The sequence below is a fragment of the Mesorhizobium sp. M2E.F.Ca.ET.209.01.1.1 genome (assembly GCF_004010375.2).
In the GTDB taxonomy this organism is placed as follows: Bacteria; Pseudomonadota; Alphaproteobacteria; order Rhizobiales; family Rhizobiaceae; genus Mesorhizobium.
Map to the genome: position 1 here is coordinate 48,434 of NZ_SADP02000022.1, position 24,654 is coordinate 73,087.

24 protein-coding genes, 1 other RNA gene and 1 pseudogene are annotated in these 24,654 nt (G+C 64.5%); 10 read left to right on the forward strand and 16 right to left on the reverse strand.

The window, feature by feature from the left end:
* Nucleotides 1-100: 100 nt before the first annotated feature.
* The gene (gene miaA, locus EN852_RS29020; RefSeq protein WP_127878931.1) at nucleotides 101-1,045 is read right to left on the reverse strand and encodes a tRNA (adenosine(37)-N6)-dimethylallyltransferase MiaA; all 945 of its coding nucleotides are present in this window, start codon (nucleotides 1,043-1,045) and stop codon (nucleotides 101-103) included.
* Here miaA and serB point away from each other — a divergent pair.
* Nucleotides 1,035-1,922 carry a phosphoserine phosphatase SerB gene (gene serB, locus EN852_RS29025; RefSeq protein WP_127878857.1) on the forward strand — a complete coding sequence of 296 codons (888 nt, stop codon included), beginning with the start codon at nucleotides 1,035-1,037 and terminating at the stop codon, nucleotides 1,920-1,922. The two genes, miaA and serB, sit on opposite strands and share 11 nt — an antisense overlap.
* The gene (locus EN852_RS29030; RefSeq protein ID WP_127878855.1) at nucleotides 1,919-2,491 is read left to right on the forward strand and encodes a GNAT family N-acetyltransferase; all 573 of its coding nucleotides are present in this window, start codon (nucleotides 1,919-1,921) and stop codon (nucleotides 2,489-2,491) included. Before serB ends, EN852_RS29030 begins: the two co-directional genes overlap by 4 nt.
* A 45-nt stretch (nucleotides 2,492-2,536) precedes the next feature.
* On the opposite strand, the gene EN852_RS29035 is transcribed toward EN852_RS29030, so the two are convergent.
* From EN852_RS29035 to EN852_RS29060, 6 genes are all read right to left on the reverse strand, one after another.
* Entirely contained in the window at nucleotides 2,537-4,054 is a 1,518-nt protein-coding gene (locus tag EN852_RS29035) for a DegQ family serine endoprotease (protein ID WP_127878853.1), read from the reverse strand.
* Nucleotides 4,055-4,200: 146 nt separating this feature from the next.
* The gene (locus EN852_RS29040) at nucleotides 4,201-4,386 is read right to left on the reverse strand and encodes a DUF2065 family protein (protein WP_127863281.1); all 186 of its coding nucleotides are present in this window, start codon (nucleotides 4,384-4,386) and stop codon (nucleotides 4,201-4,203) included.
* A 6-nt stretch (nucleotides 4,387-4,392) separates the two neighbouring features.
* Nucleotides 4,393-5,322, reverse strand: coding sequence for a protease modulator HflC (locus EN852_RS29045; RefSeq protein WP_127878851.1), 930 nt, complete (start codon nucleotides 5,320-5,322; stop codon nucleotides 4,393-4,395).
* Nucleotides 5,322-6,428, reverse strand: a complete 1,107-nt coding sequence (gene hflK, locus EN852_RS29050; protein WP_127878850.1) for an FtsH protease activity modulator HflK — start codon at nucleotides 6,426-6,428, stop codon at nucleotides 5,322-5,324. Before hflK ends, EN852_RS29045 begins: the two co-directional genes overlap by 1 nt.
* A gap of 247 nt (nucleotides 6,429-6,675) precedes the next feature.
* Nucleotides 6,676-7,194 (reverse strand): dihydrofolate reductase, encoded by a 519-nt coding sequence (locus EN852_RS29055; RefSeq protein WP_127878848.1) that lies wholly within the window; start codon nucleotides 7,192-7,194, stop codon nucleotides 6,676-6,678.
* Nucleotides 7,194-8,210 (reverse strand): DUF4424 domain-containing protein, encoded by a 1,017-nt coding sequence (locus tag EN852_RS29060; protein WP_127878846.1) that lies wholly within the window; start codon nucleotides 8,208-8,210, stop codon nucleotides 7,194-7,196. The genes EN852_RS29055 and EN852_RS29060 overlap by 1 nt, the downstream gene beginning before the upstream one ends.
* 140 nt (nucleotides 8,211-8,350) lie before the next feature.
* On the opposite strand from EN852_RS29060, the gene cobF reads away from it, so the two are divergent.
* A complete protein-coding gene (gene cobF / locus EN852_RS29065; protein ID WP_127878844.1) occupies nucleotides 8,351-9,115 on the forward strand; it encodes a precorrin-6A synthase (deacetylating) in 765 nt (254 codons plus the stop codon).
* Between the two features lie 100 nt (nucleotides 9,116-9,215).
* Here the strand turns inward: cobF and EN852_RS29070 are convergent, their stop codons facing one another.
* The 4 genes from EN852_RS29070 to modA form a co-directional block, all read right to left on the reverse strand.
* Nucleotides 9,216-9,557 carry a winged helix-turn-helix domain-containing protein gene (locus tag EN852_RS29070; protein ID WP_042644082.1) on the reverse strand — a complete coding sequence of 114 codons (342 nt, stop codon included), beginning with the start codon at nucleotides 9,555-9,557 and terminating at the stop codon, nucleotides 9,216-9,218.
* 85 nt (nucleotides 9,558-9,642) lie between these two features.
* The gene (gene modC, locus EN852_RS29075; protein WP_127878842.1) at nucleotides 9,643-10,755 is read right to left on the reverse strand and encodes a molybdenum ABC transporter ATP-binding protein; all 1,113 of its coding nucleotides are present in this window, start codon (nucleotides 10,753-10,755) and stop codon (nucleotides 9,643-9,645) included.
* On the reverse strand, nucleotides 10,752-11,456 hold the full coding sequence (modB, locus tag EN852_RS29080) for a molybdate ABC transporter permease subunit (RefSeq protein WP_127878840.1): 705 nt from the start codon (nucleotides 11,454-11,456) through the stop codon (nucleotides 10,752-10,754). Before modB ends, modC begins: the two co-directional genes overlap by 4 nt.
* A gap of 22 nt (nucleotides 11,457-11,478) precedes the next feature.
* Complete coding sequence (gene modA, locus EN852_RS29085) at nucleotides 11,479-12,273, reverse strand: molybdate ABC transporter substrate-binding protein (protein ID WP_127878838.1); 795 nt, start codon at nucleotides 12,271-12,273, stop codon at nucleotides 11,479-11,481.
* Between the two features lie 163 nt (nucleotides 12,274-12,436).
* On the opposite strand from modA, the pseudogene EN852_RS29090 reads away from it, so the two are divergent.
* A pseudogene (locus tag EN852_RS29090) lies at nucleotides 12,437-12,645 on the forward strand (molybdopterin-binding protein).
* An 18-nt stretch (nucleotides 12,646-12,663) separates the two neighbouring features.
* Here the strand turns inward: EN852_RS29090 and EN852_RS29095 are convergent.
* The gene (locus tag EN852_RS29095) at nucleotides 12,664-13,458 is read right to left on the reverse strand and encodes a thymidylate synthase (protein ID WP_127878836.1); all 795 of its coding nucleotides are present in this window, start codon (nucleotides 13,456-13,458) and stop codon (nucleotides 12,664-12,666) included.
* Nucleotides 13,459-13,602: 144 nt separating this feature from the next.
* Complete coding sequence (locus tag EN852_RS29100; RefSeq protein ID WP_042644091.1) at nucleotides 13,603-13,914, reverse strand: DUF2853 family protein; 312 nt, start codon at nucleotides 13,912-13,914, stop codon at nucleotides 13,603-13,605.
* A 168-nt stretch (nucleotides 13,915-14,082) separates the two neighbouring features.
* Between EN852_RS29100 and ssrA the strand changes: the two genes are divergently transcribed.
* Nucleotides 14,083-14,443: a transfer-messenger RNA gene (gene ssrA, locus EN852_RS29105) on the forward strand.
* A 196-nt stretch (nucleotides 14,444-14,639) separates the two neighbouring features.
* On the opposite strand, the gene EN852_RS29110 is transcribed toward ssrA, so the two are convergent.
* Complete coding sequence (locus EN852_RS29110) at nucleotides 14,640-15,845, reverse strand: multidrug effflux MFS transporter (RefSeq protein WP_127878834.1); 1,206 nt, start codon at nucleotides 15,843-15,845, stop codon at nucleotides 14,640-14,642.
* Between the two features lie 212 nt (nucleotides 15,846-16,057).
* On the opposite strand from EN852_RS29110, the gene EN852_RS29115 reads away from it, so the two are divergent.
* From EN852_RS29115 to EN852_RS29130, 4 genes are all read left to right on the forward strand, one after another.
* Entirely contained in the window at nucleotides 16,058-16,741 is a 684-nt protein-coding gene (locus tag EN852_RS29115; protein WP_127878832.1) for a TetR/AcrR family transcriptional regulator, read from the forward strand.
* 117 nt (nucleotides 16,742-16,858) lie between these two features.
* A complete protein-coding gene (locus tag EN852_RS29120; protein ID WP_127863269.1) occupies nucleotides 16,859-17,389 on the forward strand; it encodes an SspB family protein in 531 nt (176 codons plus the stop codon).
* A 9-nt stretch (nucleotides 17,390-17,398) separates the two neighbouring features.
* Nucleotides 17,399-17,596 (forward strand): DUF4169 family protein, encoded by a 198-nt coding sequence (locus EN852_RS29125; RefSeq protein WP_127863268.1) that lies wholly within the window; start codon nucleotides 17,399-17,401, stop codon nucleotides 17,594-17,596.
* A gap of 9 nt (nucleotides 17,597-17,605) precedes the next feature.
* On the forward strand, nucleotides 17,606-17,833 hold the full coding sequence (locus tag EN852_RS29130) for a ribbon-helix-helix domain-containing protein (protein ID WP_127878830.1): 228 nt from the start codon (nucleotides 17,606-17,608) through the stop codon (nucleotides 17,831-17,833).
* A 168-nt stretch (nucleotides 17,834-18,001) separates the two neighbouring features.
* Here EN852_RS29130 and EN852_RS29135 read toward each other — a convergent pair whose 3' ends face one another.
* Nucleotides 18,002-21,931 carry an AsmA family protein gene (locus EN852_RS29135; protein WP_127878828.1) on the reverse strand — a complete coding sequence of 1,310 codons (3,930 nt, stop codon included), beginning with the start codon at nucleotides 21,929-21,931 and terminating at the stop codon, nucleotides 18,002-18,004.
* A 204-nt stretch (nucleotides 21,932-22,135) separates the two neighbouring features.
* Between EN852_RS29135 and EN852_RS29140 the strand changes: the two genes are divergently transcribed.
* Nucleotides 22,136-23,104: a Dyp-type peroxidase gene (locus EN852_RS29140; RefSeq protein WP_127863266.1), complete on the forward strand. Its 969-nt coding sequence runs from the start codon at nucleotides 22,136-22,138 to the stop codon at nucleotides 23,102-23,104.
* A 14-nt stretch (nucleotides 23,105-23,118) separates the two neighbouring features.
* Here the strand turns inward: EN852_RS29140 and EN852_RS29145 are convergent, their stop codons facing one another.
* Nucleotides 23,119-24,534 (reverse strand): FAD-linked oxidase C-terminal domain-containing protein, encoded by a 1,416-nt coding sequence (locus EN852_RS29145; protein ID WP_127878826.1) that lies wholly within the window; start codon nucleotides 24,532-24,534, stop codon nucleotides 23,119-23,121.
* Nucleotides 24,535-24,654 lie beyond the last annotated feature (120 nt).

A 24,654-nucleotide genomic window follows, 5' to 3' on the forward strand; every position in this document is an offset into this window, starting at 1 on the left:
TGAGCTTATGCCATAGCGGACCTTACGGACCGTTAACCCGGACAACCCTGGCGAGAATTAGAACAAAGGATTTTAAGACGCTGATTGAAAAAGCTTTTCGTCAGTCAAGGACCGTCGATTCATCGCCCGGCCGCAGCCTGCGCCACTCCGCGCCAAGCTGGTGCCTGAACCAGGTTGATTGGCGCTTGGCATACTGGCGGGTCGCGATCTTGGCCCGCTCGATCGCCTCGGGAAAGCCCGACTGTCCGGCCATCGCCGCCTGCAGCTCGCGCACCCCGATCGCTTTCATCGCCGGCAGGTCCGGGTCGAGGCCGAGCGCCGTGAGCTGCCGCACTTCGTCCAGTGCACCCTTGTCGAGCATCTGGTCGAAACGCGCCTCTATGCGCCGGACCAGTTGCGCTCGGTCCGGCTCGATGACCAGGAAACGGGCGCTGTCGCGGTCGATCAACGGGCGGCCGCGCGCCGCCTGCCATTCCAGGATCGAGCGACCGGACGCGTCGAGCACCTCGAGCGCCCGCACAATCCGCTGGCCGTCCGTCGGCCTGAGCTGCATGGCCATGGTTGAATCCTCATGCATCAGCAGGCGATGCAGCCTTTCGGCTCCTTGTTCCTTGAGCTCGTAGCGCCAGCGCTCACGCACCGCCGGTGGAATGTCCGGCATATCCGAGATGCCCTCGGCCAGGGCGCGGAAATAGAGACCGGTGCCGCCGACGAAAACAACCGGACGGCCCGACAGGGAGCCGTTCTCGATCAGCTTTGTCACATCGCGCAGCCAGGCGCCGGTGGAATAGGCCGTGGAGGGATGCACGTGGCCGTACAGGAAGTGCGGCACGCGTGCCGTTTCGGAGGCGGTCGGCCGCGCGGTCAGCACGTCGAGCACCGAATAGCCCTGCATGGAATCGGTGTTGACGATGACCCCGCCAGCGCGCTCGGCAAGATCGAGCGCCAGTGCCGACTTGCCGCTGGCTGTCGGCCCGGCTATCAGGATCGCGTTCTTGACGCGGCCTTCGCCCGCCTGCCTGCCGGAATGTTCGATGCCGCTGATCGCCACTTTAGTGTCCCGTCCAGAAGCCCGCGCCGTGCCGGCCTCGCTTGCGAATATGGCCTTGCGGGCTGCCGGCGCAAGCGCTCTTCATTGGCTGGACGAAGACGTCGCCTGCGATCTCGTTTTGCCGCGGACGCCCGATGTCGGCGAAATGACCGCCAATCTGCGCGCCGCGCTGGCTTCCGAGCCGGTCGATATCGTCGTCCAGCCCGCCGAAGGCAGGCGCAAGAAGATCCTGCTCGCCGACATGGATTCGACGATGATCGACCAGGAATGCATCGACGAGCTTGCCGACGAGATCGGCGTCAAGGACCATGTCGCGGCGATCACCGCGCGCTCGATGAATGGCGAGATCGCCTTCGAACCCGCCTTGCGCGAGCGTGTCGCCTTGCTGAAAGGCCTCGACACCGCCGTGGTCGACCGCATCATCGCCAACCGGCTGACGCTCGCCGCCGGCGGTCGCGCCCTGGTGCAGACGATGCGCGCCAACGGCGCCTGGACGGCGCTGGTCTCGGGCGGCTTCGACGTCTTCACCAGCCGCATCGCCGCCATGCTGGGGTTCCAGGAAAACCGGGCCAATCGCCTGATCGAGGAAGACGGCGCATTCACCGGCATGGTGGCCGAGCCTATCCTCGGCCGCGCCGCCAAGGCCGAAGCGCTGCTGGAGATTGCCGCGAGGTTCGCGTTGACGACAGAGGATGCCATCGCGGTCGGTGACGGCGCCAACGATCTCGACATGATCCGCCTTGCCGGCACGGGCGTCGCGCTCCACGCCAAGCCGGCGGTGGCCGAGCAGGCGCGGATCCGCATCGATCACGGCGACCTGACCGCGCTGCTTTATCTGCAGGGCTATCTCCGCGAGGAGTTCGCCGAGTGAGACCTATTCGAACCGAACGCTTGATCCTGCGCAACTGGGAGGATCGTGACCGCGAGCTCTTCCACCGCATCAACTCCGACGAGCGCGTCATGGAGTTCTTCCCGTTTCGTCGCAATCGGGCCGAGACCGACGCCAAGATGGACGAATTCCGCGGCTGGATCGAGGAGGATGGCTATGGCTTCGCCGCCGCCGAGATCGCGGCCACCGGCGAATGCATCGGCTTCGTCGGTCTCCTGGATACGGATGATGTGCCGTCGCTGCCGTACAGCACGATCGAGATCGGCTGGCGGCTGGCGCCGGAATTCTGGGGCAAGGGCTATGTCACCGAGGCAGCGGCAGCCTGGCTCGCCTTCGGCTTCGAAACCCTCAAGCTCGACGAGATCGTGTCATTTGCGGTTGCCGAAAACCATCGCTCGACCGCGGTGATGAAGCGGCTCGGCATGCGCGCCGATCCCAGCGCCGATTTCGACCATCCCGACGTGCCCGACAGCCACCCGCATCTCAAACGGCATGTCATGTACCGGCTGTCGCGCGAGGATTGGCAGGCACGAAAAAGGGCGGCTCGCTAGCCGCCCTTTTTCGTTGAAATCAGCTGGTTGCGCCGGCTTCCGGACTCAATCCATCCGGATCGTCACGAAGCGCAGTTCGCCGGTCTTCGAGGCCAGCATCAGGAGCGCGTTCTTGCGGCCCTGCTCCTTCAGAGCGCCGATCCGGTCCATCACGTCCTTCGGCGTGCCGACCGATTCCTGCGCGATCTCGGTGATCACCTCGCCGGGCTGGATGCCGCGCTCGGCGGCGGCCGAATCCTTGGCAACATCGGTGATGACAACGCCCGACACGTCGGCAGCGATGCCGAACTTCTGCCGCGTCTGGTCGTTGAGCTCGCCGACCGTCATGCCAAGCACCGAAGCCGTCGATACCGGAGGCGGTGCCTTGTCGCCACTGCCCTGATCGGTGCTGCCGTTTTCGCCGCTGGCCAATTTCTCGCCATCTTCGAGCCGGCCGAGCGTCACCTTGACCGTCTGCTCGATGCCCTTGCGCACGATGACGACATCGACCGCCTTGCCGACCGGGCTTTCCGCCACGACACGCGGCAGGTCGCGCATTTCATGGATATCCTTGCCGTCGAACTTGATGATGACGTCGCCGGCCTGGACCGTGCCGTTGTCGACCGGCCCGCCCTTGATGACGCCGGCGACCAACGCTCCCTTGGCGGTCGCCATGCCGAGGCTTTCGGCGATGTCGTCCGTCACCGGCTGGATGCGAACGCCGAGCCAGCCGCGCCGCGTCTCGCCATACTGGCGAAGCTGGTCGACGACGCCGGCGGCAAGCTGCGAGGGAATGGAGAAACCGATGCCGATCGAGCCGCCCGACGGCGAGATAATCGCCGTGTTGATGCCGATGACCTCGCCCTCGGCGTTGAACAAAGGACCGCCGGAATTGCCGCGGTTGATGGCGGCGTCGGTCTGGATGAAGTCGTCATAGGGACCGGAGTTGATGTCGCGGTTGCGCGCCGAGACGATGCCGACCGTGACCGTGCCGCCCAGGCCGAACGGATTGCCGATCGCCATCACCCAGTCACCGACGCGCATCTTGGTGGAATCGCCGAATTTCACCGCGGTCAGCTTATGACCTTTCGGATCAACCTTCAGCACCGCGACATCGGTCTTGGTGTCGGTGCCGACCAGTGTCGCCTTCAGCGTGATGCCGTCGGAGAAATTGACCTCGATATCGTCGGCATCGGCGATGACATGGTTGTTGGTCACCACGATGCCCTGCTCGGCGTCGATGACGAAGCCGGAGCCGAGCGACTGCACTTTCTGCGCAGTTCCCCCCTTGTCGCCGCCACGGTTCTTGAAGAAATCGTCGAAGAAATCCTGGAAAGGCGAGCCCTCGGGCAGTTGCGGCATCGGCACCGCGCCCGGTCCTTCGGTGCCTTTCACCGTCTGCGAGGTCGAGATGTTGACCACCGCGCCGAGCAGCCGCTCGGCGAGATCGGCGACCGAAGGCGGTCCATCGGAGGCGATCGTCGGCGTGACGAAGGACGGAACGGCGACAATGCCGACCGCGAACGCCGTGGCGCCGGCGAAGACCATACGCCGCGCCGCGCGCAACAGGGTGTCGGATATCATCATGGCCTCCCGGTGGTTCTGAAAAAGGAAAGGCGCATCCGCAAAGGCGCCTGTCCGGTTCATGTTGGCAAGAAATACGGCACGTTTGCGGCCATAGCTATTGGCGAAGGATAAATCGTCAATCGCCGCCGCACCAAGGAATTTCGTCAGCCGCGCACCAGCCAGACAACGGCAACGCCGACGGCGATCGCAACCAGCCCGCCGATGCGCAGCACATTTTCCGGCATCGACAGCATCTCGGCGGCGAGTTTCCGGGCCAAGGCTGGAAACCCACCATAGACCAGCCCTTCGATCACAAGGACCAGGCCGATTGCAGCCAGAAAATCCTGCACCGCCCGCTACTGGGCGGTGCCGGGTTGGGTCGCAGGCGCGGCAGGAGCCGGACCGGGCTTGCTGCCCGGATCGCGGAAGTAGCGGAAGAACTCGGACTCGGGCGAGAGCACCATCGTCGTTCCGGTGTTGTCCAGCGCCGTGCCATAGGCGTTCATCGAGCGATAGAAGTCGAAGAAGGAGGGATCGCGCTTATAGGCATCCGCGAAGGTCGCGCTGCGCTGCGCCTCGCCCTCGCCGCGCAGGATTTCCGATTCCTTCTGCGCCTCGGCGACGATCTCGACGACCTCGCGGTCGGCCCGCGCCCTTATGCGCTGCGCCGCCTCGTTACCGCGCGCCCTCAGGCGCTCGGCTTCCGCCAGGCGCTCGGCCTTCATGCGGTCATAGGTCTGCTGCGAGACCTCGGCGGTCAGGTCCGTCCGGCGGATACGCACATCCTCGATGTCGAGGCCAAGCGAGGTCGCGTCGGGGCGAAGCTGATCGCGCACCTCGCGCATCATATTGCCGCGCTCCTCGGAGAGCGCGGCCTCGAAGTCGCGCAGGCCGTAGACACGGCGCAGCGCCGCGTCGAGACGTGTCCTCAGGCGGGCCTCGGCCAGTTCAACCTGGCCGGACACAGCCGCACGGAACGTACGCGGATCCGAGATGCGGTAGGCGATGAAAGCATCGACCTCGTAGAACTTGCCGCCAGAGACCTGGACGCGGATGTTGTCGAGGTCGAAGCGCATCACGCGCTTCTCGACCATCTGCACGCTGTCGGCATCGAAGAAGGCGAATGGCGCCTTGAAGTAGATGCCGGGCTCGTTCTTGACGTCGATGATCTCGCCGAACCGCAGCACGATCGCCTGCTGGCCGGCATTGACCACGAACACCGAGGAATAGAGCAGGAACAGGAGGACAGCCGCGATGACGGCGATGATGGGAAGACGGTTGGCCATCACTGGTTACCTCCCGTCGTGGCGCCCAGGGGCGACGGCGGCGCTTTCGGCTGCAAAGCCGGCAGCGGCAGGTAAGGCAGTACGCCTTGACCGTTGCCAGGCTCGACGACGACCTTGTTCGAGTCCTTCAGGATCCTCTCCATGGTTTCGAGATAAAGGCGCTTGCGCGTGACGTCGGGCGCCTTGGCGTATTCGTTGTAGACGGAGATGAAGCGCTGCGCCTCGCCTTCCGCCTCCTGAACGACCCGGTTCTTGTAGGCGGCCGCGTCCTCGCGGATCTGCGCCGCCTGGCCGCGCGCCTGACCGAGCTTCTGGTTGGAGTACTGGTTGGCCTGCTCGACGAACTTGTCCTCGTCCTGCTCGGCGCGCTGCACCTCGTCGAACGCGTCGGCCACCTCGCGCGGGGGCGCCGCGTCCTCGATCGAGACCGCGTTGACCTGGAGGCCGGTCTTGTAGCCGTCGAGCGTGCCCTGGATGATCTCGCGCACCCCGGTGGCGATGCCTTGGCGATCATCGCGGAAGATATCCTGGGCCGGGCGCCGGCCGACAACTTCGCGCATAGCGCTCTCGGCGACCTGCGCCAGCATGCCGTCGGGATCGGAGACGTCGAACAGGTAGGCTTTGGGATCCGAGACCTGGTAGGCCACCGAGAACTGCACGTTGACGATGTTCTGGTCGCCCGAGAGCATCAGCCCGGAGCCGCTGCTCGCGCCGCCGCCGATGCTGACCAGTTGCTCGGAGATCTTGGCCGTCTCGACCGTTTCGATCGGCCACCAGTGGAAATGCAGGCCAGGCTGCGAGAGCTCGGTCTTAGGCTGGCCGAAACGCAACTCGACGGCGACCTCGTCGGGCTGCACGGTATAGATCGCCTTGAAGGCCCACAGCACGACGAGCGCCAGAGCGATGAGCCCGAGCACCGCCGGGCTGGCGCCGCCGCCGCCCGGAAGCGCGCGCCGCAGCCTGTCCTGACCACGGCGGATGATGTCCTCGAGATCGGGCGGGGAGCCCTGCGGTCCGCTTGGCCCTTTCGGTCCCTGCCCCCAGGGTCCCTGATTGCCGCCGCCGCCCCATGGGCCGCCGCCGCCGCTCTTGTCGTTCCAGGGCATGAATGTCCTTTCGCTTCGGTTCCCTCAGGCCTTGCGGCGCAATCCTAACGCAAGACCCAGAAAACCCATATCGGTTTTCGAAAAGGAATCATGCGCCAAAATCAAAGTATTACGGCGACCTCTTGTGCGTCCGGTTGGACGCGGACCGCTGCAACACCGTTCTTCTATAGGGACGCGTCGATCCGCTTTCAACGCGATGGGCCATCGTCCCCATGCGATTTGGATCGGTAGCGACCCTTTGTCGTCGTCAACGATCGTCGCGTCGGCGCTCGTAAACCGTATAACGCGTGGCGTGGCTGTCTTTCTCGCCGGCGGGGAAATCCTCGGCGCTGACGACTTGCCAGACGCTCGGATCGATCGGCCGGAAATGCGCGTCGCCATCGACGCTGGCCAGCACATGCGTCACATGCAGCCGGTCGGCCAGCGGCAAGGCCTGGGCATATATCTCGCCGCCGCCGACCACGCAGATCTCCTCGGCGCCCGCCATGCAGCGGCCGCGCACCTTGGCCAGCGCGATCGCATCGTCAAGCGAGTGGGCCACCTCGATGCCGTCGGCGCGCCAGGCCTTGTCGCGCGTCACCACGATGTTGAGCCGGCCGGGCAGCGGCCGGCCGATGCCCTCATAGGTCTTGCGGCCCATGATGATCGGCTTGCCCATCGTGTCGGCCTTGAAGCGCTTGAGATCGGTGGAAAGCCGCCACGGCAGGCCGCCCTCGCGGCCGATCACGCCGTTTTCGGCGATGGCGACATAGATCGCGATGTCCATCAGCCGCCGTTCCCGCCATTGTCGGACGGCTCGAGCAGCAGGATGTCGATGTCGCGCTCGGGATAAAAATCCTTCGCGGTGATCTCGAACGTCGTCGGTCCGACCTTTTTGACATTGTCGCCGCAGAAGGAGACGAGGTTCTTGGGGCTGCCCTTGTCGATCGTCAGCTTGAAATTGCCGATGGTGCCGGATGCCCAGTTGCCGCCCGTAGTGAGGATATAGGCGATCCGGCTCTCATAATATTTCGGATAGCCGTCGGGATTTTCCTTCGCGGCCTTGCGGACCGCATTCTCGAACGCGCCGTCCATGCAATAGCGGGTCTTATAGGCACTGTATTGCGGATCCTGGAACTGGCCCTCGGAAAAGAAGCTGACCGAGGAGGTGCCGCCAACGCTTGGCTTGTAGCGGTGCGAGACATGGATCTCCTTGTTGGCCGGGAAGGTCGAACGCCACCAATAGGTCGAGCGCAATTGCCAGAAGGGCACATAGGCGGTCTGCATGCCCGAGCCGTCATCGGCCGTATCCTCGATGATGATGCCGCGGTCTTCCCAGTCCTTGGTGACATCCTTGGGCAGTTTCGCCAGCGCCGCCTTGGCGGCATCGCCGAACGGATAGAGCGGCACGTTCTGCGCCTTGAGGTCGGCGGTGATGTCGATGCCCAGCGCAAACGCCCTCTGCTCGAGCTGAGGCTTCGCGTCGACGCCGTCGATCGTCACCTCGAAGCCGAGGAAATTGTCGCTCTGCGCCTCGGGGATCGCCGGCATCTCGTTGGGATCGCCCTCGATGTCGGGCATAGGGAACGCCACGATGGAACTGACATCCTTGTCGGTGTTGTTGCGGAAGACATAGTCGACCGTCACCTTCTCCGGCGAGATGAAAAGATTCTCGCTCTGCATGGCGACGGCATCGCTGCGCGACAGGATAAGCCCGCCGGTGCTGAGCTCGGCGACGGAATCATTGGCGAAGGCCGGAGCGGCGACGACTGCCAGCGCTGCGGTCAGTACGGTGCGTAACATGGCCCCCTCCTCTGTGCCGCGATACCGGACCAGCCGGATGCGGCTTCCATCTAGCCGTTTCAAGCTAGCGTTTCAAAGCCCTTCGTCACCGACTACGGGTACTTCTGGACACCGCGCCGCCGATCGGGCAGGAGATCGCCATGCGCAAGCTTCTCGTCATCGGCATCGGCGCCGGCAATCCCGACCACATGACGGTCCAGGCCATCGACGGCCTGAACCGCGCCGACGTGCTGTTCATCCCCGACAAGGGAGCGAAGAAGAACGATCTCGCCGATCTGCGCCGGCAGATCTGCGACCGCTTCGTCACCAACCCGAAATCGCGCCGCGTCGAGTTCGATGTGCCGGTTCGGGCGGAGCCGACATCGTCTTACCGGACAACCGTCGATGACTGGCACGAGGCGATCGCCGAGATCTACGGAGCCCTGATCCGCGGCGAGCTTGCCGAAGACGGCTGCGGGGCGTTCCTGATCTGGGGCGACCCGTCGCTCTATGACAGCGCGCTGCGCATCCTCGAGCGCGTCCGCCTGAGAGGCAATGTCGGTTTCGATCTCGAAGTCATCCCCGGCATCACCGCGATCCAGGCGCTGGCCGCAGCCCATGCGACGGCGCTCAACCGCATCGGCGATTCGATCCTGGTGACCACCGGCCGCCGGCTGACCGAAGAAGGCCTGCCAGCCAATGCCGGCTCGACCATAGTCATGCTCGACGGCAAATGCGCCTTCAACACGCTGGCCGACAAGGATGTCTTCATCCAGTGGGGCGCCTATCTCGGCACGCCGGACGAGATCGTCATCTCCGGCCGATTGGGCGATGTCGGCGCCGAGATCGAAAAAGTCCGTGAAGAAGCCCGGCGGAAAAAGGGCTGGATCATGGACACGTATCTGCTGAGGAAATCAGGGGAGTAAGGCAGTAGGGCAAGTAAGGCAATAGGGACGCACATCGCGTGCGTAAGCACTCCAGGACGTTGAGCCCTACTGCCCTACTGCCCTACTGCCCTACTGCCCCTCATCCCGCATCGATCTCCGCCTGCAGAGCCTGCATATGCACGGCGGCGGCAGATGAAGCCGCTCGCTCTATGGCCCTGAAACGGCTGACTACCGCCAGACCCACCGACGTCAGCTGCGCGCCGCCGCCCTTCTTCCCGCCGGTCTGTGCGGCGACCAGCGGCTTGCCGAAGACGCGGTTCATGTCCTCGACCAGATCCCAGGCATGCTTGTAGGACATCTCCATGCCGCGCGCCGCGGCCGAGATCGAGCCGAAGGCGGCGATCTGTTCCAGCAATTCGATCTTGCCCGGGCCGATCCGGCCGTCGGGGTCGAGGTTTATCCGCAAGCTCAGCGATGGCATGACTTGTCCTCCGCGGTCACGTCGACACTAACCCTTCTCCTGCCATATCGCTATTCCAAATCAACATAGCGATGTTGCTCTTTCGTCAACCATCCGCCTCGACCGGCAGCCCGGCCCCGGTCGTCGCGCTGTCGAAGCTCACCGTCTTGATCACCGCGAAGACCTGCTGGCCGAGCGCCAGGCGAAGGGTGTGTTTGGACTGTTCGGTGATCCGCGCCAGCACGATCGCGCCATTGCAGTCGATGGCGATTTCCACGGTCGGCCCGATGCCCGGCCTGACGGCGGTGATCGTTCCCGCCAGAATGTTGAGCGCGCTGAGACCCGCCGGCCGCTCGGTCGCGATCATGACATCGCGGGCGCGGATACGAATGCGCACCGGAGCGCCCGCTGCCATCGCCAGTTTCGGCACCCGGATTTCGCCGGCCGGTGAGCCCAGCACCGTCATGCCGAAGGCTTCGTCGTGGCGAAGAACCTTGGTGTCGAGCACTGCCCCGCCCTCGCCGCGCTCCTCCGCCGGCAACAGGTCGAGCCGCTGCATGATCGCCTCGGTCGGGCCCGAGGCCGCGACCTTGCCTTGCGAAAGCACCACGACGTCGCTGGCCAGCCGCGCCACCTCGGCGACGGAATGGCTGACATAGACGACCGGGATCTTCGTCTCGTCGCGCAGCCGCTCGATATATGGCAGGATCTCGGCCTTGCGCGCCTCGTCCAGCGAGGCGAGCGGCTCGTCCATCAGAAGCAGTTTCGGGCTGGCAAGCAGGGCGCGGCCGATGGCGACGCGCTGCTTTTCGCCGCCCGACAGTTTCGCTGGCCGCCGGTCGAGCAGATGACTGATGCCGAGCAGATCGACCACCGCATCCATCTTGGCGTAGCGCTCGGAAGCCGGCGTGAACCAGCGGCCGTAACGCAGATTGCCGGCGACGCTCATATGCGGGAACAGCCGCGCATCCTGGAACACCATGCCGATCCGCCGCTTGTGCATCGGCACGAAGATCCGCGCTTCTGTGTCGACCAGCACGCGCCCGTCGACGGCGATGCGGCCCTTGTCCGGGCGGAGCAGGCCCGCGATCAGGTTGATCAGGGTCGACTTGCCCGAACCGGACGGCCCGAACAGCGCCGTCAGCCGGCCCGCGCTCTCGAAACGCGCTTCCACGGCGAAATCGCCCAGGCGATAGCGAATGTCGACCGAGAGCGTCATTCGATGTCCATCCGCCGGCCGACGCGGCGCGCCAGCACTTCCGAGGCGACGAGCGCGACCATTGAGATGACGATCGAGATCAGCGTCAGCCTGAGCGCTCCCGCGTCGCCGCCAGGTACCTGCGTGAAGGTGTAGATCGCCGAAGGCAGCGTCTGCGTTTCGTTGGGGATGTTGGAAACGAAGGTGATGGTGGCGCCGAACTCGCCCATCGCCTTGGCGAAGGAAAGGATCGCGCCGGCGATCAGGCCGGGCAGGATCAGCGGCAGCGTGATGGTGACGAACACCCAGAGCGGATTGGCGCCGAGCGTGCCGGCGGCGGCCTCGATTCTACGGTCGACAGCCTCGATCGACAGCCGGATCGCGCGCACCATCAGCGGAAAGCCCATCACGCCGCAGGCCAATGCCGCGCCCGTCCATCGGAACGAAAAGACGATGCCGAAATGCTCGGCAAGGAAGACGCCGGCCGGCCCGCGCCGGCCGAAGGTGAGCAGCAGCAGATAGCCCGTCACCACCGGTGGCAGGATCAGCGGCAGATGCACCAGCCCGTTGAGCAGGGTCTTGCCCCAGAAACGCCCCCTCGCCAGCAGGAGCGCCAGCAGGATGCCGGGCGGCAGGCTGGCGATCATCGCCACCGTCGCCACCTTGATCGACAGCCGGACCGCATTCCATTCGTCGGGAGTGAGGTCCAGCAGCCAGTTCATGTCAGCGTTTGCGCGGTCTTTCTCAGTTGCTCGGCGCGAGCACTGTAAAACCCTGCTCCTTGAAGAGTTCGGCGGCCTTGGCCGACTCGACGCATTTCAGGAAGGCAGCCGTATCCTTGTCCTTCGAATCCGCGGTCTGGGCAATCGGATAGATGATCGGCGGATGCGAATCTTCCGGGAAGGTGCCGACCACCTTGACGCCCTTCTCCGCATGCGCGTCCGTGGCGTAGACGATGCCCAGCGCAGCCTCGCCCGTCGACACCAGTTTCAGTGCTGCACGTACATTCTCGGCCTGCGCGACCTTGCCCTCGACCGACGACCAGACGCCCAGCGATTCCAGCGCAGCCTTGCCGTATTTGCCGGCCGGCACGGCCTTGAAATCGCCCATGGCAAGCTTGCCGTCGCCGATGAGCTTGGCAAGATCAAAACCCTTCTCGACCTTGGTCTCGACCTTGGAGTCCTTCGGCGCCACGAGCACGATCTGGTTGCCGAGCAACTTCACTTCGGTGTCCGGCTTGGTCAGCTTCTTGTCCGAGAGATATTTCATCCAGTCGAGATCGGCAGACACGAACACGTCCGCCGGCGCGCCGCCTTCGATCTGCTTTGCCAGCGCCGAGCTCGCCGCGTAGGAAATGGTCGCGGCCTCGCCGACTTCCGGCTCGCAGGCCTTGTTGACGGCGTCGAGCGCGTCCTTGAGGCTTGCCGCGGCAAACACGACCACCTTGTCCTCGGCATGGGCCGCTGGCACCGCGGCCATGATCATCGCCGTCAGACCGCCAATGGCGATCGCCTTCAGTCCAAAACCCTTGCCCGTCATGAAGTCTCTCCCTGGTATCAAAATCCGTTCGGCTCGAAGCCTCAGACCGATATATCCGGATGAACATAACAAGGAAAGGCTTTTCGCCTGTCGTGGCATTGTGTGGGCCGGCATGGTCCCGGTCTACGATAAATCGGAAACAGCGCTGCTCAAGGAGAGACGCATGAAGATCAGCGCCCGCAATATCCTGAAGGGTAAGGTCACCGAGATCGTCAAGGGAGCGACCACCTCGCATGTCAGGATCGACCCAGCGGCGGCGTGATCGTCACCGCATCGATCACCAATGAGGCGGTCGCCGACCTTGCGCTCGAGAAGGTCAAGCAGGCCTATGCGGTGATCAATGCCTCTGATGTCATGGTCGGCATCGACTGATGCCGGCATCCGGCTGGCCTACACCGCAATCGGCGCCTTGATATTCGCATCGGCGAAATAGTTCTCGAGGCGGAAATCCTCGAAACGGAAGGCGAACAGGTCCTTCACCTCCGGATTGATCCACATCGTCGGCAAGGCCTTGGGCGTGCGCCGCATCTGCTCGCGCGCCTGTTCGAAATGATTCGAATAAAGATGCGCGTCGCCCAGCGTGTGGACGAAGTCGCCCGGCTTCAGCCCGGTCACCTGTGCCACCATCATGGTGAGCAGGGCATAGGAAGCGATGTTGAACGGCACGCCGAGGAAGATGTCGCCCGAGCGCTGGTAAAGCTGGCAGGAAAGCCGGCCTTCCGAAACGTAGAACTGGAACAGGCAGTGGCAGGGCGGCAGCGCCATCGCCTCGACCTCGGCCGGATTCCAGGCCGAGACGATCAGCCGGCGCGAGTTGGGATTGCGGCGTATCTCCTTCAAAAGGCCCGCGATCTGGTCGATCTCGCCGCCACGCCCGTCCGGCCAAGAGCGCCACTGCTTGCCATAGACCGGGCCGAGATCGCCGTTCTCGTCGGCCCATTCGTCCCAGATGGTGACGCCATGATCGTTGAGATATCTGATGTTGGTGTCGCCGGCCAGGAACCACAGAAGCTCGTGGATGATCGACTTCAGATGCAGCTTCTTGGTGGTCGTGACCGGAAAGCCGCGCGAAAGGTCGAAGCGCATCTGGTAGCCGAACACCGAGCGCGTGCCGGTGCCGGTACGGTCGCTACGGTCGCTGCCGTTCTCCAGCACATGCTTCAAAAGGTCGAGATATTGGCGCATCGGCTCCGCCTCGATTCGGGTTACAGGCTATCATAGCCGACCGACAACCGGTCGAACACCGCAAAGCAGGGCTGCGGATGCGGCTCGCACCCAAAAGGTCACGGTGCCGGCACGGTTTCGTGCCGGCCGCCGGGTGGCCGGGCCTCAAAGCGAGCCGAGTTTGCCGAGATCCTTGGCAACCAGATAGTAGAAGGTCACGCGGCTCTTGGTGTTGTCCGCCTGCATCGCCTTGCAGGTCTTCTCGATCGAAGCGTTGGCTTTTGCGGCATCGGCAATGCCGAGCTTCTTGCCGATCCAGTTCTCCCGCACGCGGTCGAGCTCCTTCGGGTCCGTGCAGGACACCAGCGAGGAATCGCGATTCCGGAGCGCAATGCCCAGATGCTTGACGATCTTATCGACCGCGTCGGCGCTGGCGCCGGCATCGTATTTCTTCACATCCGCAAGATAGTCGGCCATCGAACTTCCCCTCGTCGGCGCCACGGATCCGGTCGATGAGGGTTGTGGCGCGCCGCGCAACCTTTGCGCTAGGTCAGAGACTCCTCACCGGGAGCGAGATTTGATTGAGTGGGCGCGCAAGTCAACCCTTGGCTGCACAGTTTGGCATAACCGGATAAGCGCCGGTTTGGCCTTTCTTTTTCCCTCATCGCTCCCTATATTCGCTTCGTCGGCTTGACCGACTATGGCGATAAACAGGCGATGAAATAAGCCGTTCGGACCCGGGGGCGGTACCCGGCGCCTCCACCAAAAACCGCTCTGGCTGATGGAGCGGCTTTTGCTGGGGGCGAAATAGGATCGACGAAGGTGTAAAGATCGTACTTTTGCCCGGCATTGTACCACCGTCATCGGGCTAAACTTATAGTTGCCAACGACAACTATGCGGAAGCTCGTCTCGCTGCTTAATGCGGCGCGAACGCTTCAAATCAAGTCCTAGCGGTTCGCACTTCTAGGCGGGGTTCGGAGGTACCTGGCAACAGAAACCTCCACCTTCCCTCTCCTTTTGCTTCTTCCCAACCAACCGACGGTCAAGGCTCGTCCGGCGCTTGATGCGCGGCACGGCCTTGCCGCTCACCATCCATGGACAAACGATGCAAAACGATTGCGATCGATTCTTCGTGCTGACCGGCGGCCCGGATGTGAAAAAGGCCGGGCGGGCCCGGCCTTCTTCAATGCTTTGATCCGCCTTATTCCGCCGGCGCTTCGACCGCTTCACGCGCGCGGCCGAGCGTCAGCTTGGCCAGTGTGAACGAGATCACCGCGCAAAGCGTGATGCCGGCCACCATCGGCAGCGGCGTGCCGTCGAAGAAGATACCGGCGACGCCCATCGCCAAGGCACCGATAGCGAAATGCAGCGTGCCCATCAGCGCCGAGGCAGTGCCGGCGATCTCGCCATGCTCTTCCATCGCCAGCACCGAGGTGGTCGGGATGACGAGACCAAGGAAGCCGTAGCCGACAAAGAGCAACGCCGCCATCACGTCGAGCCGGTCGACGCCGGAGGCCATGATGGCGAACAGCGCCATCATCACCGTGGCATAGCCGGTGACCGCCACCCAGACGACGCGCTTCAACCCGAAGCGGTCGGCCAAGAGCCCCGTCAGCTGCGACATGCCAATGAAGGCGACCGCGTTGATCGAGAAGAACACGCTGTAGACCGACGGCGACAGGCCGTAATGGTCGATCAGGATGAAGGACGAGCTCGACAGATAGACGAAGAAGCTCGCAATGCCGAAGCCTGCGATCGCCACAAGGCCGAGGAAATTGCGGTCGCCCATCAGGTAGCGGTAGCCGGCAAGCGCCGTGCCGAAGGACGACCCGGCACGCTCCTCGACCGGCCGCGTCTCCTTGAGCGAGGTAGCAAGCAGGACGGTGGCCAGGGCAGCCGCGCCCGTGACGGTCCAGAACACGGCGCGCCAGCCGAAACTTTCAATGATCTGGCTGCCGGTCAGCGGCGCCAGGATCGGCGACACCGAGAACACCAGCATCAGCAGCGACATAAGCTTGGCAGCCTCGTTGCCGGTGTGCAGGTCGCGTACGATGGCGCGCGGCACGGCCATGCCGGCGCTGGCGCCGAGGCCCTGCAGGAAGCGGAAGGCGATCAGCCACTCGATGTTGGGCGCCATCGCCGAACCGACACCGCCGACCATGAACAGCGCGAGGCCGGCATAAAGCGGCAGCTTGCGGCCGACCATGTCGGAGATCGGCCCGACGACGATCTGACCGAAACCCATCGACAGGAAGAAGATCAACAGGCTCATCTGCACGGCGGCGGTGCCGGCATGCAGGTCCTGGCCGATCGAAGGCAGCGCGGGAAGATACATGTCGATCGCGAACGGGCCGATCGCGGACAACAAGCCGAGCACGACCGCGATGCGGAGGAATTTGGGACTCATGATAAAAGCTCTTTTCGGATCTGGTTGCCGCCGCGAAATACCGGCGTCTGAACCCAGGACGTTCCATCCCGCGGAAATTCGACATCTGGGAACAAATTTGTTCGCCTCGTAGGAACGAACACATCCGTTTCCGCAGCGCGGACTTCCCTTTGTTGTGTCCACAAATTTAGACAGTCTTGTCCAATTCGTCAATCACAGCTATATAGATTTTCATGAAGCACGGCGTTTCTCCTGACACTTTCCCGCCACGCAGCCATGAGGCTAAGCGCGTGTCGGTGGTGGATGCCGCCGCTTCGGTTTTTTGCCGGGAAGGCTATGCCGGCGCCAATATCGACCTGATCGCGGCCGAGGCCGGCGTCTCGCGCCAGACCGTCTACAACCATCACGGCGACAAGGAAAACCTCTTCGTCGCCGTCGTGCGCGACCTGACGGAGCGCTGCAATGCCGGCATCTTCGCCACCATCGCCAGCTTCCCCGACCAGCCGACGGACCTGGAAGCGGACCTGATCGCCTTCGCGGTGCGCATGAACCGCAACTGCATCTGCAACCGCGACGGCCGTTTCCTGCGCAAGCTGATCCAGGCCGAAGGCGAGCGCTATCCGGAACTTTTTGCCGAATGGCGCGAACAGGGCCCCGGCCGCACCTGGTCGGCGCTTGCCGCGCGTTTCGCCCGGCTTGCCTTCGCCGGGCATCTTTCGATCGGCGACCCCGACGTCGCGGCGCGTCAGTTCCTCGCCCTCGTCAACGCCGAGCTTCAGATCACCTTCATGCTGGGCGGCACGCCGACCGAGGAAGAGGTGCTGCGCTCCGCCACCAACGGCGTGCGGACCTTCCTCAGCGCCTTCACCAGGAAGAAGTCGCCAGCCGGCAAACAGGCGGCGCTCGTTCACGCCTGAGCGATCAAATCGTTGACACCCCCTCTTGGCCTCACGGCTTTGCGCCTATATGCGGTTTACGCCGCGCTCAAGCTTGATTACAGCTATGCGGACGATTCAACGGAACCCGACCATCACATGGCCGACGACCACATCCGCTACGACATTCTGGCCCAGGAGGCTCTGCGCGGCGTCATGCGCAAGGTCCTGGCCGAGGTCGCGCGCACTGGCCTTCCGGGCAATCATCATTTCTTCATCACCTTCCTGACCGGCGCGCCGGGCGTGCGCATCTCGTCAAGGCTGCGCGAGCGCTATCCGGAGCAGATGACCATCGTCATCCAGTTCCAGTATTGGGACCTCAAGGTGACCGATGCCGGCTTCGAGGTCGGGCTTTCCTTCTCCGACGTGCCGGAAAAGCTCGAGATCCCCTTCTCCGCCGTGCGCGGCTTCTACGATCCGTCGGTGAATTTCGAGCTCGAATTCGACGTCAAGACGGAAAGCGCCGAAGACGAGGCCGCCGCTCCGGCGCCCGAACCGATCGCCGTCGTTCCGGAGAAGAAGGCGGAAACGAAGAAGAAGGCCGCCGAGACCGAAAAGAAGCCGGCGGTCGCCGATACCGGCGGCAAGGGCGCCGACGTCGTCTCGCTCGACGCCTTCCGCAAGAAGTAGTCCCGCGCCATGGGCGAGGTCGTCAATCTCCGCCAGGCCCGCAAGCAGAAAGCGCGCAGCGAGAAAGAACGCCAGGCGGGCGAAAACCGCGCGCTACATGGCCGGACCAAAGCCGAGCGCGAGCGCGACCGGCTGACATCGGAGAAATCCGAAAAATTCGTGGCCGGCCATCGCCGGGAAAAACCCGACGACCCGGGCAAGCGCTGAGCACCTGCGATGGCCGCGGTCGAAAAACGTTCGGTAACGATCCGCGGTCACCGCACCAGCTTTTCCCTGGAACAGCCGTTCTACGACGACCTCATCGCCATCGCCGCGCAGCGTTCGCTGTCGCTTGCGGCCCTCGTCGCCGAGATCGACGAGACCCGCACCCGCGACGCCAACCTGTCGTCGGCGCTGCGGCTCTATGTGCTGGCTTGGGCGAAGCGCGGCGGCGCTGCATCCTGAGGGTTGCTTTTAAGCCGGATCGCCGGGGAATGCCTGAAGCCGCCCCAACGACGATCGCGATGGGCGTTTCGGCCAATCTCCAGTCCATGCCATCTGGCAACGCAAACAGAGCCGACCGGTCAAATCCGTGTGCTGGGAATAGGCTCCACCACGCGTGCGGCGTAAAACTCAACCGCCGTCGAGCGATTTCAACAGATTGTCGATCGTGAACGGGTTGGCCTTCGGCTTTACTGGCGCCGGGGTCGAACCGTCATTGACGCCGGGCAGCGACCCGTCGACCTTCCTCGTTTGCTCGGCCGCCTTGCGTGCGGCTTCCAGCTTCGCCTGCTCCGCCTTCTTGCGATCGGCCTCTGCCTGCGTCTTGGCCGCCTGGTCAGCGGCCCGCTGCTCGGCCTCGGCCTTCGCCTGCGCATCGGCCTGGGCTTTAGCGTCCGCCTCGGCCTGCGCCTTGGCATCGGCTTCCGCCTTCGCTCGCGCTTCTTCGTCGGCCTTGGCTTTTGCCTCGGCTTCCGCCTGTGCCTGCGCTTCCGCTTCGGCTTTCGCCCTGGCTTCCGCCTCCGCCTTCTGACGCGCCTCTTCCTCCTGCCGGCGCAACTCCTCGGCCGCCCTGTCGCGCTCCGTCTGCAGCGCCGCGTAATAGCGCACTTCGCGCCGCAGCCGCTGCTTCTCCAGCAGTGCCGCTTGCATCGCCTCGACTCGCTGCTGCTCCTTCTCCAGCGCGCGCTGTGTCAGGAACTGCGCCAGCGGACCGCTGTCGAACTGAAGCGCGGACGCTCCGAGCGGGCCGGCCAGGCTGAAATTCACGGCCGGCTCCGAACCGACCAAAGCCTCGTCGCCGGGACGATAGGTCAATGTCCCCTTTGCCGTGACGGTGCTCGTGTTGAGATCGGCGGTCACGTCTGCGGACAAGGTCGCTCCGGGACTGTCGAGGCTGATCGGCGGCGCCCGCAATGTACCGTTGGCGACGGTGAAGGCCACATCCGTGTCGCCGGCGGCGAAGCTGCCCTGCCCGGCGATCTGCGGCGCGAACTCCGCCGTCTTGGCCGCGTCGATGTCGCGCCCGATCGCATCGGCCTTGGCGATGATGGCGGCGAAGCCATCCGGATTGATGCCGTCCACCTTCAATCCCTTCAGCGCCGCGGTGCCGGATCCGGACAGAGCGGCAATCATGGCGTCGACCGACTTGCCGCTGGTCGACAGCGCCGCCGACAGGTCGCCGCTGCCGCCGATGCCGGCGCCTGGCAGCACGGCGGAGAGATCGCCGCCGGCAAGCCGCATCTGGCCGGAGAACAGGCCGGTGCCTTCCGTGTTCTTCAAGTCGAACAGGCCGGTCAGATCGCCGCCATAGAGCTTCGCCTTGAGGTCGGAGACGTGGATGCCTTCGCGATCGAGCTTCAGCGAGAATGAGGCGTCATGGGCGGTGGCGAAGGGCCCGACTGCCAGCGCCGACGTATTGAGATCGAGGTCCGCGTTGAACGGCAGCGTCGACTTCTGGCTGAACGGCGTCGTCGGCCATCCGCCCTTGGCGGGCGCGAAGGACTGGTCTCCGAACAGCGAGACCACCAGCGGATCGAGGTCGAGCTCGTCAAGCGCCAGCGCCCCGGCAAGATGCGGCAGCCCATCCTTGCCATCGATGTTGATGTCTCCGGACACCGCCGCCTTGTTGATCGAACCGGTGAGACCGCTCAGCACCAGAAGCCCGTTGCCGAAATCGGCATCGGCGGCCAGCGACGCCGACGTCCCGGTTCCCATGCCGGGCAGGCCGACGCCCGTCGTCATCAGCCACGGCTCGATGTCGGCGGCGTCGAGATTGACCTTACCCTTGGCGGTGGCGCCTTGCGCCGTATCGGCGACGGTTCCGTCGAAGCTTGCCCTGAAATCGTCGGCGGTCAGGTTGAAGCTGGTCGCGAGACCGCCGGCGATCGAGCCCTTCGCCGAGACGTCTGTGTTGGCATGGCCGAGCATGCCGAGCGGCAGGGCCGGCAGGCCGTAAAGCGCAAGCAGCGTCGTGGCATTGTCGTTGCGGGCGTTGAAAGTGATCGACACCGGCGCCTCGGTGAGCTTGTCCGCGCTTCCCTTGCCGGAAAGCGACGCCGAGAAGGCCGAGCCGCCGGCATTGCCCTGGGCCGAAAGGGCCAGGCCCGTCGTGCCGTCGCCATTGTCGGCGGCGCTGGTCAACAGATCAATGCGAGCATCCTGGAACAGCTCTGGATAGGCCGCGGCGCGGCTGGCCAGGCCCTTGAGCACGGCATTGTCGGGATAATGCTCGGCCGCGACATCGATCAGCGGCTTCAGGTCCACCGCAACGATGGAGGCGTTGAGCTTGCCGGTCGGGCTTTCTGGAAAATCCTTGACCCGCCCCGTGGCGCTGATCGAGGCGCCGGCAAGGCCGCCGATCGACAGCCGGTCGATCTCGAGCAGGCCCTCGCGCAGCCGCAGCGCCGTGTCGACCGTATCGGCGCTGAGCCCGGCGGCGCTGACCGGGCCCGCCTTGATCTGGAAATCGAGATCGCGATCGGAAAAACGGTTGGCGCCCTTGTCGCTGATGAAGATCGAGGCGAAGGCCGCGAGCCCGTCGAGATCCATCTCACCGCCGGTGAGCCGCATCAGCACCGACGGCTTGGCCCCGTCCGGCTGGCTGGAATCGATGCTGCCGGAAAATTTCGCCTTGCCGAGGATGAGCTCGAGATCGCTGAAGGACTGCCGGTTCTCGCTGAGATCGACCTTGGCCTTGAAGCCTGCGGCGGGCAGCCGGCGGATGGCCTCGTCGACATCCTTCGACAGCCAGGCGGCAAAGCCGGAAGGCTGCCCGACGGCGAGCAGCAACGAGCCGGTGAAGCCGAAATGGTCCTCGACGCTTAACAAGCCTTCGGCTTCGAGCGTCGTGCGGCCCGGCAGCGTCGCGGCAAGCGACTTGACCGACCAGCCGCCTTCGACCGGCTCGGCCGACAGCCGCACGTCGCGCACCGTCGTGTCGCCCGCCACCACCGCCGGCAGCCTGACTTCGAGCGTGCCCGGTATCGTCGGCTTCGGCATGTGCTGCAGCGTCTGCTCGAGGGCCGCGATGCGCTGGTCGAGCGTGAAGCCCGCTCCGGCAGCGCCGCCGACAGCCTCGTCGAACTGGACCTGCGCGCCGCTCGCCTCGACGGCGAAATGCGGCTTCAGGCCGAGATCGACAGAGGCCTTGCCGTCTGCGGTATAGGGATTGTCGAGCGGCCCGGTCTCGAAGCGGAACTCGTCGACATTGAGCTTTTGGTGGTCGAGCGCGAACTTGCCATTCAGCCGGAAGCCCGGGTCGGGCTTGCCGGTGCTGATCTTGACCGGTTCGCCGTCCGTGCCGCGCAGCTCGGCCGAGTTGTTGTCCGCGCCCGAGATCTTGAACTGACCGGAATAGACCGCCGCGCCCTTGACGATGCCCGCATTGCCGTCGGCTTCGATGATCAGCGGATAGGCATCGGGATCGGCTTTCAGCCTGAGCCGCATCTGGCCGTCCGGCTCCACCTTCCCGGTCGAAGCCGAGACGTCGGTGCGCAGGCCATCGAAGCGCAGCGTGCCGTCCATGCGCCATGGACCGGTGAGCGCTTTGGCGGAAATCGTCGAGTTGATCTCCGAGATCAGGTGTCGGCGTCCGCCGGCGGCGTGGCGCAGTTCGATCTGCCCCTCGGTTATGGTCAACTTTTCGATGGCGATCTGGCCGGGATCGAACGGGCTCGACGGCCGGAGCGCCCAATCGACCGTGCCGTTACCGGCAACGTCGATGGTCGCCCTGGGATGCACCAGCCGCATGTCGAAGATCAGCACCTCGCCGCGCAGGAAGGGCGCAAGCTCCGCATCCATGGAGAAGGTCTCGGCTGTCATCGCCGGCTGGCCATCCGGCCCGCCCGCGACCTCGACATTCGAGAAGGTCACCGACGGAAACGGCAACAGCCGCGCCGTCGCATCGCCCCTCACCGTCACCTTACGGCCGAGGATGGCGCTCGCCTCGCGCTCGAAATCGCCCCGGTAACCCGTCCAGTCGATGAAATACGGCACCACCAGCGCCGCGCACAGCACCAGCACGAACAGGCCACCGAAGATCACGAACAGGCGGGCGAGCATCTGTTTCCCAGGTTGAAAGTCAGCCGCACTCTACCCGCATCCGCGTGTCGATAAAGAGGCAATTCCATCGGCGGCGGGCGCAGTCCCGGGCAATGTCAGCTGTTGCACGACCGCTTGCGGTCGCGGTATCTTTTTTCCAACCACCCCTGCCCCCAGCGGTCATGTCCCGGCCGCCCCATCTCAATTCAACATGGAGCGTTCCCGATGTCAGGCAAGAACTGGGATAGAGTGCCGATCGACGCGCAGAGCGTCGACGCTCCACTGTCGACGGCCGCGATTTTCCTCGTCGTCACGGTCGGGAGCGACCAGGCCTCGCTTTCGACCGCTGCCTCGGTGCTGAGCGAGCTGGACGATCTCGTCAAGAATGTCGGCTTCCGCGACCTGTCGGGCCGGCTGTCCTGCATCGCCGGCATCGGCGCCGGACTCTGGAACCGTCTGTCGCCGAACCGGCGCCCGCGCGAATTGAAACCCTTCGCGCCGATCGAGGGCGCGGCTCATTCGGCGCCCTCGACCCCGGGTGATCTCCTGTTCCACATCCGCGCCGAGCGGCCCGACATGTGCTTCGAGCTCGAGCGCATCCTGCTCAACAGCCTGGGTGGCAGCGTGACGGTCGTCGACGAGGTATCCGGCTTTCGCTATTTCGACGCGCGCGACCTGCTCGGCTTCGTCGACGGCACCGCCAATCCGACCGGCCTCGACCTGCCCGCCTCTGCTTTGGTCGGCGACGAGGACGGCGACTTTGCCGGCGGCAGTTACGTCGTCGTGCAGAAATACCTGCACGACATGGCGGCCTGGAAAGAGACGCCGACCCATGTCCAGGAAGAGATCATCGGCCGCACCAAGATCGACAACATCGAGATCGATGACGACGACAAGCCGCGCAAGTCGCACAAGTCCTTGGCCACCATCGAGGACGACGCCGGCAACGAATATGACATCCTGCGCGACAACATGCCGTTCGGTCGCCCCGGGCAGAACGAGTTCGGCACCTATTTCATCGGCTACACGCGATATCTCTGGGTGATCGAGAAGATGCTGCAGCGCATGTATGTCGGCGAGCCGCCGGGCGCCTATGACAGGCTGCTCGACTTCTCGATCCCGCATACCGGCACGACCTTCTTCGCGCCGACGCGGCCGATGCTGCAGAAGCTGGTCGAAGGGGCGGCGGAATAGACCTGGGCGGCGCGTTACCCCGCCGCCGGCAAGATCTTGCCTGGGTTCATGATGTTGAGCGGATCGAGCGCCTGCTTGATCGTGCGCATGACATCGACGCCATGGCCGAGCTCATGGCGCAGGAAGCCGACCTTGCCCTGGCCGATGCCGTGCTCGCCGGTACAGGTTCCTTCCATGGCGATGGCGCGCATGTTGAGTCTGGCGACGAATTTTTCCGCAAGCGCGATCTCGGCCGGGTTGTCGACATCCATCAGCACCAGCACATGGAAATTGCCGTCGCCGGCATGGCCGACGATCGGCGCGATGAGGCCCATCTCGGCGATGTCGGCCTCGGTTTCGGTGACGCACTCGGCAAGCCGCGAGATCGGCACGCAGACATCGGTCGACAAGCCCTTGGCGCCGGGACGCAGCGTCAGCGACGACCAGTAAGCGTCGTGCCGCGCCTTCCAGAGCTTTGTCCGCTCCTCCGCAACGCTGGTCCACAGGAACGGCCCGCCGCCATTCTCCTCGGCGATCATGCCGAAGGTCTCGGCCTGCTCGGCAACGCCGGCGTCGCTGCCGTGGAATTCGACGAACAGGCACGGGCTTTCCGGATAGTCGAGCTTGGAATAATTCTTCATCGCCCGCATCTGCAGCGCGTTGACCAGCTCGATGCGCGCCACGGGAATGCCCATCTGGATCGTCGCGATCACCGTATTGCAGGCGGCTTCCAGGCTCGGAAACGGACAGACGCCGCCGGAGATCGCCTGCGGAATGCCTTGCAATCTCAGCGTCAGCGAGGTGATGATGCCGAGCGTGCCTTCCGAGCCGACCAGAAGCCGCGTCAGGTCGTAGCCGGCCGAGCTTTTCTTCGCCCGCTTGCCGGTCGTCACCGTCTCGCCGTCGGCCATGACGGCGGTCAGCGACAGCACGTTCTCGCGCATCGTGCCGTAGCGCACCGCGTTGGTGCCGGACGCCCTGGTCGCCGCCATGCCGCCCAGCGAGGCATTGGCGCCCGGATCGATCGGGAAGAACAGGCCGGTGTCGCGCAGGTGCCGGTTGAGGTCCTCGCGCGTTACCCCCGGCTCGACCGTGCAATCGAGGTCCTGTGGATTGACCGACAGTATCCGGTTCATGCGCGACGTATCGATGGAAATACCGCCGCCCGGCGCATTGGTGTGGCCCTCCAGCGAGGAGCCGACGCCGAAGGCGATCACCGGCACGCGGTGAGCGGCGCAGGTGCGCACGATCTCCTGCACCTCCTCGGTCGTCTCGACGAAGGCGACGCCGTCAGGCGCCTGGGTCGGGATATAGGTGGTGGTGTGCGCGTGCTGGCCGCGGATCGCCTCGCCGGTCTGGAAACGTTCGCCGAGGCGCTGCTTGAGGATGCCGAGCACCGCGGCGATGCCTTCCTCGTTGCGTTCGACGGGATTGAGGTCGCTCAAAGCCATGGATTCCTCCGCGAATGGACCAGCGGCCACTCTTGTAAAGCAGCTAGGGATGATGCCTAAAGCAATTCCAGGAAAAGTGTGAAGCGGTTTTCGGTCTGGAATTGCGCCAGAACAACGAGA